Source organism: Nocardiopsis protaetiae (assembly GCF_045446735.1).
In the GTDB taxonomy this organism is placed as follows: domain Bacteria; phylum Actinomycetota; class Actinomycetes; order Streptosporangiales; family Streptosporangiaceae; genus Nocardiopsis; species Nocardiopsis protaetiae.
Window position 1 is genome coordinate 1 of sequence record NZ_JBJJBV010000027.1, and the last position, 14,645, is coordinate 14,645.

The 14,645-nt window shown below is 71.4% G+C and carries 11 protein-coding genes; 1 reads left to right on the forward strand and 10 read right to left on the reverse strand.

Annotation, left to right across the window (positions count from 1 at the left end; translation table 11 throughout):
- Positions 1-25 precede the first annotated feature (25 nt).
- The 8 genes from tpiA to uvrC all read right to left on the reverse strand — a co-directional run bounded on the left by tpiA (position 26) and on the right by uvrC (position 9,445).
- Positions 26-805: a triose-phosphate isomerase gene (tpiA, locus tag ACJOT3_RS06790; protein WP_406969950.1), complete on the reverse strand. Its 780-nt coding sequence runs from the start codon at positions 803-805 to the stop codon at positions 26-28.
- Positions 806-841: 36 nt separating this feature from the next.
- Positions 842-2,026: a phosphoglycerate kinase gene (locus ACJOT3_RS06795; protein WP_406969952.1), complete on the reverse strand. Its 1,185-nt coding sequence runs from the start codon at positions 2,024-2,026 to the stop codon at positions 842-844.
- Between the two features lie 146 nt (positions 2,027-2,172).
- On the reverse strand, positions 2,173-3,177 hold the full coding sequence (gap, locus tag ACJOT3_RS06800) for a type I glyceraldehyde-3-phosphate dehydrogenase (RefSeq protein WP_406969954.1): 1,005 nt from the start codon (positions 3,175-3,177) through the stop codon (positions 2,173-2,175).
- A gap of 330 nt (positions 3,178-3,507) precedes the next feature.
- Positions 3,508-4,488, reverse strand: a complete 981-nt coding sequence (whiA, locus tag ACJOT3_RS06805; protein ID WP_311512911.1) for a DNA-binding protein WhiA — start codon at positions 4,486-4,488, stop codon at positions 3,508-3,510.
- Between the two features lie 200 nt (positions 4,489-4,688).
- On the reverse strand, positions 4,689-5,072 hold the full coding sequence (locus ACJOT3_RS06810; RefSeq protein ID WP_406969956.1) for a DUF488 domain-containing protein: 384 nt from the start codon (positions 5,070-5,072) through the stop codon (positions 4,689-4,691).
- 37 nt (positions 5,073-5,109) lie between these two features.
- A complete protein-coding gene (locus ACJOT3_RS06815) occupies positions 5,110-6,087 on the reverse strand; it encodes a gluconeogenesis factor YvcK family protein (RefSeq protein WP_406969959.1) in 978 nt (325 codons plus the stop codon).
- A gap of 413 nt (positions 6,088-6,500) precedes the next feature.
- On the reverse strand, positions 6,501-7,385 hold the full coding sequence (gene rapZ, locus ACJOT3_RS06820; protein ID WP_406969961.1) for an RNase adapter RapZ: 885 nt from the start codon (positions 7,383-7,385) through the stop codon (positions 6,501-6,503).
- Positions 7,382-9,445, reverse strand: coding sequence for an excinuclease ABC subunit UvrC (gene uvrC, locus ACJOT3_RS06825; protein WP_406969963.1), 2,064 nt, complete (start codon positions 9,443-9,445; stop codon positions 7,382-7,384). Before uvrC ends, rapZ begins: the two co-directional genes overlap by 4 nt.
- A gap of 188 nt (positions 9,446-9,633) precedes the next feature.
- On the opposite strand from uvrC, the gene ACJOT3_RS06830 reads away from it, so the two are divergent.
- Positions 9,634-10,773 (forward strand): mechanosensitive ion channel family protein, encoded by a 1,140-nt coding sequence (locus ACJOT3_RS06830; RefSeq protein WP_406969965.1) that lies wholly within the window; start codon positions 9,634-9,636, stop codon positions 10,771-10,773.
- 74 nt (positions 10,774-10,847) lie between these two features.
- On the opposite strand, the gene ACJOT3_RS06835 is transcribed toward ACJOT3_RS06830, so the two are convergent.
- Both ACJOT3_RS06835 and uvrA read right to left on the reverse strand, forming a co-directional pair.
- Complete coding sequence (locus ACJOT3_RS06835) at positions 10,848-11,246, reverse strand: Rieske (2Fe-2S) protein (RefSeq protein ID WP_406970010.1); 399 nt, start codon at positions 11,244-11,246, stop codon at positions 10,848-10,850.
- 221 nt (positions 11,247-11,467) lie between these two features.
- On the reverse strand, positions 11,468-14,302 hold the full coding sequence (gene uvrA, locus ACJOT3_RS06840; protein ID WP_406969967.1) for an excinuclease ABC subunit UvrA: 2,835 nt from the start codon (positions 14,300-14,302) through the stop codon (positions 11,468-11,470).
- Positions 14,303-14,645 lie beyond the last annotated feature (343 nt).

Sequence of the window (14,645 nt, forward strand, 5' to 3'; positions counted from 1 at the left end):
GGGCGGGGAGAGGAGGGAGAGGGCGTCAGCCGTTCTCGGCGAAGCGGATGACCTTGACGAACTCGTCGGCCTTCAGGCAGGCGCCGCCCACCAGGGCGCCGTCCACGTCCTTCTCGGCCATGATGCCGGGGGCGTTGTCGCCCTTGACCGAGCCGCCGTAGAGCACGCGCACCTTGTCGGCCAGGTCGGCCGAGTACAGCTCGGCCAGGCGGGCGCGGATCGCCGAGCACACCTCTTGGGCGTCGGCCGGGGTGGCGACCTCGCCGGTGCCGATGGCCCACACCGGCTCGTAGGCGATGACCAGGCGCTCGGCCTGCTCGGCCGGGATCTCCTTGAGGGCACCGTCGAGCTGGGCCAGCACGTGCTCGACCTGGTGGCCGGCCTTGCGCACCTCCAGGCCCTCGCCCACGCACAGCAGCGGCACGATGTCGTTCTTGAACGCGGCCTTGATCTTGGCGTTGACCAGGGCGTCGTCCTCGTTGTGGTACTCGCGGCGCTCGGAGTGGCCCACCAGGACGTAGGCGCAGTCCAGCTTGGCCAGCATGGCGCCGGAGATCTCACCGGTGTAGGCGCCCTTGTCGTGGGCGGAGATGTCCTGGGCCCCGTAGCCGATGCGCAGCTTGTCGCCGTCCACCAGTGTCTGCACGCTGCGGATGTCGGTGAACGGGGGCAGGACGACGACCTCGGCGGCCTCGTAGTCCTTGTCCTCCAGGGAGAACGCCAGCTTCTGGACGAGCGCGATGGCCTCCAGGTGGTTGTTGTTCATCTTCCAGTTGCCCGCGATGAGCGGCTGCCGCTGGGTCATACGGATCACTTCCTCGGAAAGTCTCGGGGGTGCGCGTCAGCGCAGGGCGTCGATGCCGGGCAGGTCCTTGCCCTCCAGGTACTCCAGACTGGCACCGCCGCCGGTGGAGATGTGGCCGAACGCCGCCTCGTCGAAGCCGAGGGCGCGCACGGCCGCGGCCGAGTCGCCGCCGCCGACCACGGTGAAGGCGTCGGAATCGATGAGGGCCTGGGCCAGGGCGCGGGTGCCCCCGGCGTAGGGCTCCATCTCGAACACGCCCATGGGGCCGTTCCAGAACACGGTCCTGGCGTCGGCGAGCTTCTCGGCGAACAGGGCACGGCTCCTGGGGCCGATGTCCAGGCCCATCCGGTCGGCCGGGATGGCGTCCACGTCCACGTCGGCGTGGGCGGCGTCGGCGGCGAACTTCTCCGCGGCCACGACGTCCACCGGCAGGACGATCTCCACGCCCTCGCGCTCGGCCCGCTCCAGGTAGCCCCGGACGGTGTCGAGCTGGTCGGTCTCCAGCAGGCTGGTGCCGACCTCGTGGCCCTGGGCCTTGAGGAAGGTGAACACCATGCCGCCGCCGATGAGGATGCGGTCGGCCGCGCCCAGCAGGTTGTCGATGACGCCGAGCTTGTCGGAGACCTTGGAGCCGCCCAGGACCACGGCGTAGGGGCGCTGGGGGTCGCTGGTGAGCTTCTTGAGGACCTCGACCTCGGTCAGCACCAGGCCGCCGACGGCGTGCGGGAGCTTGCCGGGCAAGTCGTAGACGCTGGCGTGCCTGCGGTGCACCGCGCCGAACGCGTCGCCCACGTACAGGTCGGCGAGCTCCGCGAACCGGTCGGCCAGCTCGCCGCGCTCGGCGTCGTCCTTGCTGGTCTCGCCGGGCTCGAAGCGCACGTTCTCCAGCAGCGCCACCTGGCCGTCGGCCAGCCCGGCGGAGACGGCGCGGGCGGACTCGCCGGCGGTGTCGGCGGCGAAGGCCACCTCGGTGCCGAGCAGCTCGCCCAGCCGGGCCGCCACCGGGCGCAGGGAGTAGCGGGGGTCCGGGGCGCCCTTGGGGCGGCCCAGGTGGGCGGCGACGATGACGCGGGCGCCGCGTTCGCGGAGCGCGTCGATGGTCGGCAGGGCCGCACGGATGCGCCCGTCGTCGGTGATCCGCTCGCCGTCCAGGGGCACGTTCAGGTCGGCCCGGACGAACACGCGCTTGCCGGAGACGTCGAGGTCGTCGATCGTCCGCATGCTGGTCTCCTCGTGACGAATATCGGTCTTGCCGCCCCTGGTGGCAGGGGCCGGAAAGGGGCGCGCTCACGACGGCACCCCTCCGCGCGCAGTGCGGGCGGAGGGGTGCCGTGTCACGCGCCGGAGGCCCGGGGGGCCGGGGCGACTTACAGGCCGGAGCCGACCAGCTTGGCCAGGTCGACCAGGCGGTTGGAGTAGCCCCACTCGTTGTCGTACCAGCCGACGATCTTGACCTGCTTGCCGAAGGCCATGGTCAGGCTGGAGTCGAAGGTGCAGGAGGGCGAGGTGCCGACGATGTCGGAGGAGACGATCGGGTCCTCGGTGTAGACCAGCACGTCCTTGAGCGGACCCTCGGCGGCGGCCTTGAACGCGGCGTTGACCTCTTCGGTCGTGACCTCGCGGCCCAGGGTGACGACGAGGTCGGTGACGGAGCCGTCCGGCACCGGCACGCGCATGGCCATGCCGTCCAGCTTGCCCTTGAGCTCGGGGATGACCAGGGCGGTGGCCTTGGCGGCACCGGTGGTGGTCGGGATGATGTTCTGCGCGGCGGCGCGGGCGCGGCGCAGGTCCGAGTGCGGGAAGTCCAGGATGACCTGGTCGTTGGTGTACGCGTGCACCGTGGTCATCAGGCCCTGCTCGATGCCGAACGCGTCGAGCAGCACCTTCGCCATGGGCGCCACACAGTTGGTGGTGCAGGAGGCGTTGGAGATGACGTCGTGGTCGGCCGGGTCGTACTTGTCGTCGTTGACGCCCATGACGACGGTGATGTCCTCGCCCTTGGCCGGGGCGGAGATGATGACCTTCTTGGCGCCGGCGGCCAGGTGCTTCTTGGCGTCCTCGGCCTTGGTGAAGCGGCCGGTCGACTCGATGACGACGTCGACGTTCAGCTCGCCCCAGGGCAGCAGGGCCGGGTCGCGCTCGGCGAGGACCTTGATGTTCTTGTCACCGACGCGGATGAAGTCCTCGCCCACCTCGACGTCGCCCGCCAGGGTGCCGAGCACGGTGTCGTACTTGAGCAGGTGCGCGAGCGTCTTGGTGTCGGTGAGGTCGTTGACCGCCACGATTTCGATGTCGCTGCCGCCCGCGGCGACCGCTCGCCAGAAATTGCGGCCGATGCGACCGAAGCCGTTGACGCCTACACGGATGGTCACGGAACCAATCCCCTCATATATCGCACTTCATTTACACCCGGCATTGCCGACCGGCTCGCGCCCGGACCGCGGTGTACACCGCTGGGGCGGCTGTGAACAGGTGTTACGCCGCATCGGGTGTTCACAAAGAGCCTAGCGGAGGACGTGCGGGGGTCGGTTACCGACCCATGCCGACCGTGCTCCGAACGGCTCGTGGATTCGCGACCATCCTGACACCGCAAAGCGAAGAGGTCTATACCATTTGCTGAAGTTATCGGCGAGTTCTCGCAGTTAACAAAGCCGAACATCGGTGTTACGCGCCGATCGCGGCCCCGGGCGCGCAGGCGCAGGTCAGGGCACCAGCATGTCCGGAGTGAGGTTCGCCTCGGTCCCTTCGATTCCCAGATCGGCCGCCCGCTTGTCCGCCATGGCCAGCAGCCTGCGGATACGCCCGGCGATGGCGTCCTTGGTCAGCGGCGGCACCGACAGCTGGCCCAGCTCCTCCAGGGACGCCTGCTTGTGCGCAAGGCGCAGCTTGCCCGCCGCCACCAGGTGCTCGGGGGCGTCCTCGCCCAGGATCTCCAGCGCCCGCTCCACCCGCGCCCCGGCCGCGACCGCCGCCCGGGCGCTGCGCCGCAGGTTCGCGTCGTCGAAGTTCGCCAGCCGGTTCGCGGTCGCCCGCACCTCCCGGCGCATCCGGCGCTCCTCCCAGGCCAGCACGCTCTGGTGGGCGCCCAGCAGGGTCAGCAGAGCGCCGATGGAGTCGCCGTCGCGCACCACCACCCGGTCCACCCCGCGCACCTCGCGCGCCTTGGCGTGCACCTTGAGCCGGCGCGCGGCGCCCACCAGCGCCAGCGCCGCCTCCGGACCCGGGCAGGTCACCTCCAGCGACATCGACCGGCCGGGCTCGGTGAGCGAGCCGTGCGCGATGAACGCGCCCCGCCACGCCGACTCCGAGTCGCAGGCCCCACCCGCCACCACGTGCCGGGGCAGGCCGCGCACCGGACGGCCGTTGTTGTCGACCAGCCCCGTCTGCCGGGCCAGCGACTCGCCCTCCTTGATCACCCGCACCACGTACCGGTTGCCCTTGCGCAGGCCGCTCGGGGAGAGCACGACCACCTCGGACTCGTGTCCGAACACCTCGGAGATGTCCTTGCGCAGACGACGCGCGGCGGCACCGGTGTCCAGCTCGGCCTCGATCACGATCCGGCCGCCCACCAGGTGCAGCCCCCCGGTGAACCGCAGGATGGTGGACACCTCCGCCTTGCGGCAGCATGGCTTCAGAATGGCCAGACGGCTCAGTTCATCCTTCACCACGCCGGTCATCGCCATCGCTGCGATCCTCCCCTTGAAACGACCTTGGCCGGTGCCGCGCGCCCGAGCACCGGTGGTGTCGCCGCGGCCCCGCCACGAGCGACTTTCTTCGAGGCAGACTACGTTACGAGACGCTCGGTGCCGACCCTTGAACGGCGTGTTGCCGTCGGCCCGACACCGTTGGCACCGCGGGACACGGCGTTCGTGGCGGTGTGCGGTCAATTGCCCCCGACCTGCGGTGACAGCAACCCGAGCAGGTGGTCGCGCAGCACCACCGCCTGATTGTGCTCCTGGTCGCGCGCCGAGTACAACAGCGTCACCGGCTCCCGGCGCGCCGCCGCCAGGATCGGCTCCGGCACCTGCGGCCGGTCGGCCGGCTCCGCCCGGTAGCGGCGGGCGGACTCCCCGAACCCGGCCGGGTCGTGGCCGAACCAGGTGCGCGGCTCCGTGCCGGGGCCCGCCCCTCCGATCCACGGCACGCCCTCCAGGGCGCTCCTGCGGACCCCGCGCGGCCAGAGCCGGTCGACCGGGAACAGCGCGCCCGGCGGCGGGTCGGCGCGCACCTCGTCGTAGACCCGTTCCACGGTGATGTCGTAGCCCATGGCGCCGGTGTCCCCCGGGGACCGCCCGGGGAACCCGTCAGTTCTTCAGGATCCGCTCGAAGGCCCGCGCCAGCAGCGCCGGGTCGTGCCGGGGGCTGCCGTCGCCCATCGCCAGGTCGGCCAGCTCCAGCCGACCGCCCAGGTCGCGCGCGGCCGCCGCCAGCGGCTCGGTCTCCTCCACCGTGCCCCGGTCGGCCAGCACCACGTCCACGCCCAGCTTGGGCGCGTGCTCGCGCAGCACCTCCAGGTAGGTCTCGGGCCGGAAGTCGTCGGTCTCCCCCCGCTGCGGGGACAGGTTGAGCGCCACCGCCCGCCTGGCCCGCGTGGTGACCAGGGCGTGCGCCAGGTCCGGCACCAGCAGGTGCGGCAGCACGCTGGTGAACCACGAGCCCGGGCCGAACACCACCCAGTCCGCCTCCCGCACCGCCTTGACGGCCTGCGGCTCCGCCGGGGGGTCCTCCGGGATGAGCGAGATGGACCGCACCCGGCCGCCGGTGCTCGCGCAGGCCACCTGGCCGCGGATCGTCGTCACCTCGCCGGGGCTCGCGGGGTCGGCGCCCACCACCTCCGCGGAGATGTCCAGCGGCACCGACGACATCGGCAGCACCCGGCCGTGCGCGCCCAGCAGCTGGCCCACCCAGTCCAGGCCGGCCACCGAGTCGCCCAGCAGCTCCCACAGCGCCACGATGAGCAGGTTGCCCACGGCGTGGCCGTGCAGGTCCCCCTCGGAGCGGAACCGGTGCTGGACCACCTTGCTCCAGGTGTGGCCCCACTCGTCGTCGCCGCACAGCGCGGCCAGCGCCATCCGCAGGTCGCCCGGGGGCAGGACCCCCAGCTCGCGGCGCAGCCGCCCGCTGGAACCGCCGTCGTCGGCGACCGTCACCACCGCGGTCACGTCGGTGGTCACCCGCCGCAGGGCCGACAGGGACGCGTGCAGGCCGTGCCCGCCGCCCAACGCGACCACCCGAGGCGGACGTGGTGCGTCGTCCCCGTCCGGTGCGGTGCTGTTCGCCATGGTCGTGGCCTGCCCCTCGTACCCGTGTGCAGCGCCGGGCCGCACCGCCGAGGACGGCGGACGCGCCCGACGACCCCGAACCGCCGGAGCCCCCGCCCCACGGGGTATCGGCACCGACGGTGACCGAGTCAATGTAAGGGAAGACGGCCCGCTTGGCGATTCGGTTCACCGAACCGCCCGGGGCCGTGTTCCTTTGAACCTCCGCTTCGCTTTGGTCCGTGCTCGGCGCCCCTAAAAGGCGGGAATGGCTTTGAGGAAACACAGTGGCCCTACGCGGCCGTCCTCGCCCGCCACCACCCTCAACGGATGGCCTTCGGCCACAGACCTCTCCTCGAAGACATCTCCTCCGGGCCTCCAGAACCCCGCCGGCGCCTCGCGCAACCTGTGGCCGGGGCCGCCCCCGGCCCCCTGGTTCACTCCCGGCCCACGTCCCGGTGCACCACGTGGACCTCCACGCCCTGGGCGCGCAGCCGCTCCGCGAACTGCTCGGCCATGGCCACGCTGCGGTGCTTGCCGCCGGTACAGCCCACCGCCAGGGTCATGTAGTGCTTGCCCTCGCGCTGGTAGCCCTCGATGGTGAGCTTGAGGACCTCGCTGTAGGCCTCCAGCATCTCCTTGGCCCCGTCCTGGGACAGCACGTAGTCGCTCACCGGCTCGTCGCGGCCGTTCATCGGCCGCAGCTCCGGGATCCAGTGGGGGTTGGGCAGGAACCGGCAGTCCAGCACCAGGTCGGCGTCCACCGGAAGCCCGTGCTTGAACCCGAAGGAGACCACGTTGGCGCGCGGGCGCGCCTCGTCGCTCTCCCCGAAGAAGCCGATCACCCGCGCCTTGAGCTGGTGCACGTTGAGCTGGGAGGTGTCGATGACCAGGTCGGCCTCGCCGCGGATGGCGCGCAGGGTCTCGCGCTCGCGGGCGATGCCGTCGGTCAGCCGCCCGTCGCCCTGCAGCGGGTGGGGTCTGCGCACGCCCTCGAACCGGCGCACCAGCGCGTCGTCGCCCGCCTCCAGGTACAGCACCCGCGCCGTGATGTCGCGCTTGCGCAGTTCCTCCACCGTGGACAGCAGGTCCTCGGTGAACGCCAGCGACCGCACGTCCACGACCACCGCCACCCGCGGCACCGCGCCGTGGGTGCGCCCCGCCAGCTCGATCATCGTCGGCACCAGGCCCGGCGGCAGGTTGTCCACCACGAACCAGTCCAGGTCCTCCAGGGCCCTGGCCGCCGTGCTCCGGCCCGCACCGGACATCCCGGTGACGATGACCACCTCGGGCGGCAGCTCCCCGCCCAGTTCGACCGTCATGTGTCTCCTCCCCCGTCAGTGCTGTTCGGTACCGGTGCCCCGTCGGCCTCCCGTGCCGCGGGGCTCCCGGAAAGGTGCGCGTGCACGGCCTCGGCCAGTTTGGGGCCGATGCCGGGCACCGCGGCGATCTCCTCGGCCGTGGCCCCCGCCAGCCGCTTGACCGACCCGAACGCCTTGATCAGGGCGGTGCGGCGGGCCGGACCCAGGCCGGGCAGCTCGTCCAGGGCGCTCCCGGTGAGCGCCTTGGCCCGCTTCTGGCGGTGGTAGGCGATGGCGAACCGGTGCGCCTCGTCGCGCACCCGCTGGAGCAGGTAGAGGCCCTCGCTGGTGCGCGGCAGGATGACCGGGTCCTCGTCGTCGGGCAACCACACCTCCTCCAAGCGCTTGGCCAGACCGCAGACGGCGACGTCGTCGATGCCCAGCTCGTCCAGGGCACGGCGCGCGGCCTGGGCCTGGGGTCGCGCCCCGTCCACCACCACCAGGTTAGGGGGGTAGGCGAACTTACCGGGTTTCGGCTCGTCGTCGATCACGTGACCGTCCCGTGCCGCGGGGTCGCCGCCGGCCGCCTCGCCGTCGGCCGTGTCGGCGCCGGTCTCCCCCATCCGGGCGACCTCGCCGCTGCGGGCGCTCTCCTCCAGGTAGCGGCGGAAGCGGCGCTTGACCACCTCGTACATGGCGGCGACGTCGTGCTGCTCGGCGCCGCCCTCGCCGCTGCCGCGCACCGAGAAGCGCCGGTACTCGGACTTGCGGGCCAGCCCGTCCTCGAACACCACCATGGACGCGACCACGTGCTCGCCCTGGAGGTTGGAGATGTCGAAGCACTCGATGCGCAGCGGCGCCTCCGCCAGGTCCAGGGCCTCCTGGAGCTCGTTGAGGGCGCGGCTCCGGGTGCTCAGGTCCCCGGCCCGGTGGGTCTTGTGCCGGGCCAGCGCCTCCGCGGCGTTCTTCTCCACGGTCTCCATCAGCGCCCGCTTGTCCCCCCGCCGGGGGACCCGCAGGTCCACGTTGGCGCCCCGGTGCCCGGCCAGCCACCCGGCCACCGCCTCCGGGTCGGCGGGCTCGTGGGAGACCAGCACCTCGCGGGGCACCGCGGTACCGGTCCCCTCGTTCTCCTCGGCACCCTCGGTGGAGCCGTACAGCTGGCCCAGGAACGTCGCCATCAGCTCGGCGGGCCCGGCGTCGTCCACCTTGTCCACCACGTAGCCGCGCTGGCCGCGGATGCGCCCGCCGCGCACGTAGAAGATCTGCACGGCCGCCTCCAGCTGGTCGTCGGCCAGGGCGATCACGTCGCAGTCGGTGGAGTCGGGCAGCACCACCGCCTGCTTCTCCAGGGCGGCGCGCAGGGCCTCGATGTCGTCGCGCAGCCGGGCCGCCCGCTCGTACTCCATCTCCAGCGCCGCATCCTTCATGTCACCCTCCAGGCGGCGGATGAAGCGGCCGGTGTCCCCGGCCAGGAAGGAGCAGAAGTCGTCGGCCAGGGCGCGGTGGTCCTCCGGCGAGATCTTCCCCGTGCACGGCGCCGCGCACTTGCCGATGTAGCCCAGCAGGCAGGGGCGGCCGCTGGTGCGGGCGCCCCGGAACACCCCGGCCGAGCAGGTCCGCACCGGGAACACCCGCAGCAGCAGGTCCACGGTCTCGCGGATCGCCCAGGCGTGCGAGTACGGGCCGAAGTAGCGCACCCCCTTGCGCTTGGCGCCGCGCATCACCTGCACGCGCGGGAACTCCTCGTTGAGGGTCACCGCCAGGTAGGGGTAGCTCTTGTCGTCGCGGTACTTGACGTTGAACCGCGGGTCGTACTCCTTGATCCAGGAGTACTCCAGCTGGAGCGCCTCCACCTCGGTGCCCACGATCGTCCAGTCCACGTCGGCGGCGGTGGAGACCATCTGCTGGGTGCGCGGGTGCAGGCCGGCGAAGTCCCGGAAGTACGACGACAGCCGCGAGCGCAGGTTCTTGGCCTTGCCGACGTAGATGACCCGGCCCGACCCGTCCCGGAAGCGGTAGACCCCCGGGGAGGTCGGAATGGAGCCGGGCACGGGACGCAGGTGAGGTGTCGCAGGCATGCCCCCATTGTGGTGTGCGGTGGGGACATCCGGCCACTCGTGGCCCGGCCCACCCCGGTCGGCGGCGAGGGCCACCCCCGATCACCACGATCGGGTCGCCCGAACGTCACGATCAGGTATCCGCATGCTCTAGGTTGGGCGGGTACATCGACCCTTTCCGACATGAACGACAAAGGGGGTCTCGCGTCGTGGACCTCGACGAATATTGGGCCTGGATCGCCCTCGGCATCGCCGTGGCCATCTCCGTGGCACTGGTGTTCGCCGCGCGCTGGGTGCTCAAGCACAAGCTCGCCAAGGTGTGGAGCATCGCGAACTTCCTGGTGATCAGGACCCGCTACTCCGCGTACGCCGCCGGTGCGGTGGTGGGCGCCAACCTCGCCCTGCCCAGACGTGAGGACGTGGGCTGGAGCACCTACGCCAACCTCCAGCACGCGATGGTCATCCTGATGATCGCGTCGCTGACCGCCCTGGGCGTCAGCCTCGCCTACGCCGTCACCGACACCATCCTGGCCCGGCTCTCGCACGCCAACGGCGACGCCGACCGCAGGGCGCGCCGCCTGCAGACGCAGATGCGGCTGCTGCGCCGGGTGGCCACCTCGGTCTTCGTGATACTGGCGATCTCCGCGATCCTGTTCACCTTCCCGCAGGTGCAGGCGCTGGGCGCCGGGCTGCTGGCCTCCGCCGGCATCATCGGCATCGTCGCCGGCGTGGCCGCCCAGTCCACCCTGGGCAACCTGTTCGCCGGTTTGCAGCTGGCGTTCAGCGACGCGCTGCGCATCGGCGACGTCGTCGTGGTCGAGGGCGAGTGGGGCCGGGTCGAGGAGCTGACCCTGGTCAACGTCACCATCAAGATCTGGGACGAGCGCCGCCTGGTGGTGCCGGTCGCGAACTTCACCACGACCAGTTTCGAGAACTGGACCAAGTCGGGCACGGCGATCACCGCCAAGGTGATGATGCCGCTGGACTGGGAGGTGCCGATCGCGGAGCTGCGCGAGGAGGCGGGCCGCCTCATCACCTCCAGCAGCCACTGGGACGGGCGCAGCTGGTCCTGCCAGGTGGTGGACATCACCGAGAACGGCGAGGTGATGGTGCGCGTCGTGGCGACCGCCGCCGACACCGGCGCCCAGTGGAACATCGCCTGCCAGATCCGGGAGCACCTCATCGGCTGGCTGGTCGAGCACTACCCGCAGTCGCTGCCGCGCAACCGCACCGAGGTGGTGGCGGCCGAGGAGGAGGAGATCACCCGCGCCGCGGTCGCCTCCGTGGCCGCCCTGCGCGCGGAGCGCAACGGCTCCGGCGACCGCGAGGACCCCGCCGAGGACGCCTGAGCCCTCTCACACACGCGAACGCCCCGGGACCGCGACGGTCCCGGGGCGTTGTGCGTGCGGCGGCGCCGCGGCGCTCAGTCCAGGATGATGTCGGTGCCGTCGATGGTGAGCGTGAACTCCTCCAGCGCCACCTGCGCCGGACCCACCACGACCTCGCCGGTGGTGTAGTCGAACTCGCTGCCGTGGCACAGGCAGCGGATGACGCCGTCCTCCACCTGCTGGACGGTGCAGCCGCCGTGGGTGCAGGAGGCGGCGAAGGCCCGGTAGTCGCCGGCCTCGGGCTGGGTGACGACCAGCTTGCTGTGGCTGAAGACGGTGCCGCCGCCCTCGGGGACGTCGGTGGTCTGGCCGATCACGTGGCCCCGCCGGACGTCCTGCGGCTTGGGGGGCTCCCCGCCGCAGGCGCTCACCGCGGTGACGGCGCCGACGGCGGCGACCGCCCCGGCCGTCCCGAGCAGGCGCCGCCTGCTCACCCCGCATCCGCACGTCTTCTCGACCGCCACGACGAACCGCTCCTCACCTGCGCGTCCAAACCTACGACGCACTGTAGTAGGCGGTGGGGAGTACTTCGTTCCGGGGCCGGTGAAAGCCGTTGCCGACCGCTGCCGGGTCCGTGCGACGGCGGCGGCCCGCCCCCGGAGCCCACCTGGAGGCAGGGGTCCGGGGACGGGCCGGGCGCGCCCGGGGGCGCGGGTCAGAGCAGCTTGGCCAGGAACCGGCCGGTGTAGGACTCGGCGACCGCCGCGACCTCCTCCGGGGTGCCCTGGGCGACCAGGGTGCCGCCGCCGGAACCGCCCTCGGGGCCCATGTCGATGATGTGGTCGGCGGTCTTGATGACGTCCAGGTTGTGCTCGATGACGATCACCGTGTTGCCGGTGTCGGCGAGCCGGTTGAGCACCCCCAGCAGCTTGCGGATGTCCTCGAAGTGCAGGCCCGTGGTGGGCTCGTCCAGCACGTACACGGTGCGCCCGGTGGAGCGGCGCTGCAACTCGGCGGCGAGCTTGACCCGCTGGGCCTCGCCGCCCGACAGCGTGGTGGCGGGCTGGCCCAGGCGCACGTACCCCAGCCCCACGTCGGTGAGGGTCTGCAGGTGGCGGCGGATCGCGTTGACCGGCTCGAAGAACTCCAGCGCCTCCGAGATCGGCATGTCCAGGACCTCGGAGATGTTCTTGCCCTTGTACTTGACCTGGAGCGTCTCCCGGTTGTACCGGGCGCCGTGGCACACCTCGCAGGGCACGTACACGTCGGGCAGGAACTGCATCTCGATCTTGAGCGTGCCGTCGCCGGAGCAGGCCTCGCAGCGCCCGCCCTTGACGTTGAACGAGAACCGGCCCGGCAGGTAGCCGCGCGTCTTGGCGTCGGTGGTCTGCGCGAACAGCTTGCGGATGTGGTCGAACACGCCCGAGTAGGTGGCCGGGTTGGACCGCGGGGTGCGCCCGATGGGGCTCTGGTCCACGTGCACGACCTTGTCGACCTTGTTCAGGCCGTTGACCCGCACGTGCCGGCCCGGGACGTCGCGCGCCCCGTTGAGCTCCTTGGCCAGCGCCTTGTACAGGATCTCGTTGACCAGCGTGGACTTGCCCGAGCCCGACACCCCGGTGACGGCGGTGAACACCCCCAGCGGGAAGCTGACGTCGATGTCGTGCAGGTTGTTCTCGCGGGCGCCCCTGACGACCAGCTCGTGCCCCTTGGTGAGCGGGCGGCGCACCGCCGGCAGGTCGATGGAGCGGCGGCCGGACAGGTAGTCGCCGGTGAGCGACTCCTCGTTGGTGAGCAGCTCGTCGACGATGCCCGACACCACGACGTGGCCGCCGTGCTCGCCCGCGCCGGGGCCGATGTCCACCACCCAGTCGGCGGCGCGGATGGTGTCCTCGTCGTGTTCCACGACGATGAGCGTGTTGCCGATGTCGCGCAGCCGCTGGAGGGTCTCCAGCAGGCGGGCGTTGTCGCGCTGGTGCAGGCCGATGGACGGCTCGTCCAGCACGTAGAGCACGCCCACCAGGCCCGAGCCGATCTGGGTGGCCAGCCGGATGCGCTGGGCCTCGCCGCCCGAGAGCGAACCGGAGGAGCGGGCCAGGGTGAGGTAGTCCAGGCCCACGTCCAGCAGGAAGCCCAGCCGGGCGTTGATCTCCTTGAGGACCTGGGCGGCGATGACCATGTCGCGGTCCGAGAGCCGCAGGTCGGCCAGGAAGCGGCCGCTGTCGGCCAGCGACATCGACGCCACCTCGGCGATGGAGCGCCCGCCCACGGTCACCGCGAGCACCACCGGCTTGAGCCGGGTGCCCTCGCAGGCGGGGCAGGGCACGCTGCGCATGTAGCCCTCAAGGCGTTCGCGGCCGTAGTCGCTCTCGGTCTCGGTGTAGCGGCGCTTGACCCAGGGGATGACGCCCTCGAAGTCGGTGTAGTAGGACCGCTCGCGGTTGTACTTGGTGCGGTAGCTGACGTGGACCTGGGTGTCGTGCCCCTCCAGGATCGCCTTGCGGGCGCGCTTGGGCAGCTTCTCCCAGGGGGTGTCCAGGTCGAAGCCGATCGCCTCGCCCAGGGCGGTGAGCAGCCGGTCCCAGTACCCGCCGTTGGGGCCGCCCGACCAGGGGGCCAGGGCGCCCTCGGCCAGGGTCTTGGCCGGGTCGGGGACGATCAGCTCGGGGTCGACCTCCATGCGGGTGCCCAGCCCCGAGCACTCGGGGCAGGCGCCGTAGGGGGCGTTGAAGGAGAAGGAGCGCGGCTCCAGCTGCTCGAAGGACAGGTCGTCGTAGGGGCAGTACAGGTGCTCGGAGAACACCTTCTCGCGCTCGGGGTCGTCCTCGGCCAGGTCGACGAAGTCGAGCACGATGGTGCCGCCGGCCAGCTTGAGCGCGGTCTCCACCGAGTCGTTGAGCCGCCCGCGGGAGGACTCCTTGACGGAGAGCCGGTCCACGATGACCGAGATGTCGTGCTTGTCGTAGCGGCCCAGCTTGGGCGCCTCGTCCAGGCGCACGGCCTTGCCGTCCACGACGGCGCGGGTGTACCCCTTGGACTGCAGGTCCTTGAACAGCTCCAGGTACTCGCCCTTGCGGCCGCGCACGACCGGGGCCAGCACCTGGAAGCGGGTGCCCTCGGTCATCTCCAGCACCCGGTCGACGATCTGCTGCGGGCTCTGCCGGGCGATCTCGCGGCGGCACTCGGGACAGTGCGGGACGCCGATGCGCGCCCACAGCAGCCGCAGGTAGTCGTACACCTCGGTGATGGTGCCGACGGTGGAGCGGGGGTTGCGGCTGGTGGACTTCTGGTCGATGGACACCGCCGGGGACAGCCCCTCGATGAAGTCCACGTCGGGCTTGTCCATCTGGCCCAGGAACTGGCGGGCGTACGCCGACAGGGACTCGACGTAGCGGCGCTGCCCCTCGGCGAAGATCGTGTCGAAGGCCAGCGAGGACTTGCCCGAACCGGACAGGCCGGTGAACACGATCATGGAGTCGCGGGGCAGGTCCAGCGACACGTCCTTGAGGTTGTGCTCCCGGGCACCCCGGACCACCAGTTGTTCGACCATCGACTGCAACATCCTTCGGCTGTGGCACACAGGGCACCGGTCGGGCGTCGGCCTGCCGTGCGTGGTTCGTGTGTTCGGCGATCGGGTCCCCCCGGACGACCGCCCCGGCCCCGGATCCGGGCCGCTGAAGGGGGTGGGGAGGGTACAGGTGTCCCCGTGCGTCAAGCCTAACGACCCCCGCCGACGGTTTCTTCCGCAACGGAGAAATGCCGGGCCCTGACGCTCCGACGCCGATACGGGTCCACTATAGACGAACTGATGTTCGATATCCGGGTTTTCACACGACCCGGGGAAAAGAAAGACCGGGTGCGGTCCCGGTGCGCGGGACCGCCCCCGGCCGGGA

Excerpts from the sequence above, each read along its gene's own strand:
- tpiA (WP_406969950.1), bottom strand. The coding sequence starts at position 805 with ATGACCCAGCGGCAGCCGCTCATCGCGGGCAACTGGAAGATGAACAAC.
- ACJOT3_RS06795 (WP_406969952.1), bottom strand. The coding sequence starts at position 2,026 with ATGCGGACGATCGACGACCTCGACGTCTCCGGCAAGCGCGTGTTCGTC.
- whiA (WP_311512911.1), bottom strand. The coding sequence starts at position 4,488 with ATGGCGATGACCGGCGTGGTGAAGGATGAACTGAGCCGTCTGGCCATT.
- ACJOT3_RS06810 (WP_406969956.1), bottom strand. The coding sequence starts at position 5,072 with ATGGGCTACGACATCACCGTGGAACGGGTCTACGACGAGGTGCGCGCC.
- ACJOT3_RS06815 (WP_406969959.1), bottom strand. The coding sequence starts at position 6,087 with ATGGCGAACAGCACCGCACCGGACGGGGACGACGCACCACGTCCGCCT.
- rapZ (WP_406969961.1), bottom strand. The coding sequence starts at position 7,385 with ATGACGGTCGAACTGGGCGGGGAGCTGCCGCCCGAGGTGGTCATCGTC.
- uvrC (WP_406969963.1), bottom strand. The coding sequence starts at position 9,445 with ATGCCTGCGACACCTCACCTGCGTCCCGTGCCCGGCTCCATTCCGACC.
- uvrA (WP_406969967.1), bottom strand. The coding sequence starts at position 14,302 with ATGGTCGAACAACTGGTGGTCCGGGGTGCCCGGGAGCACAACCTCAAG.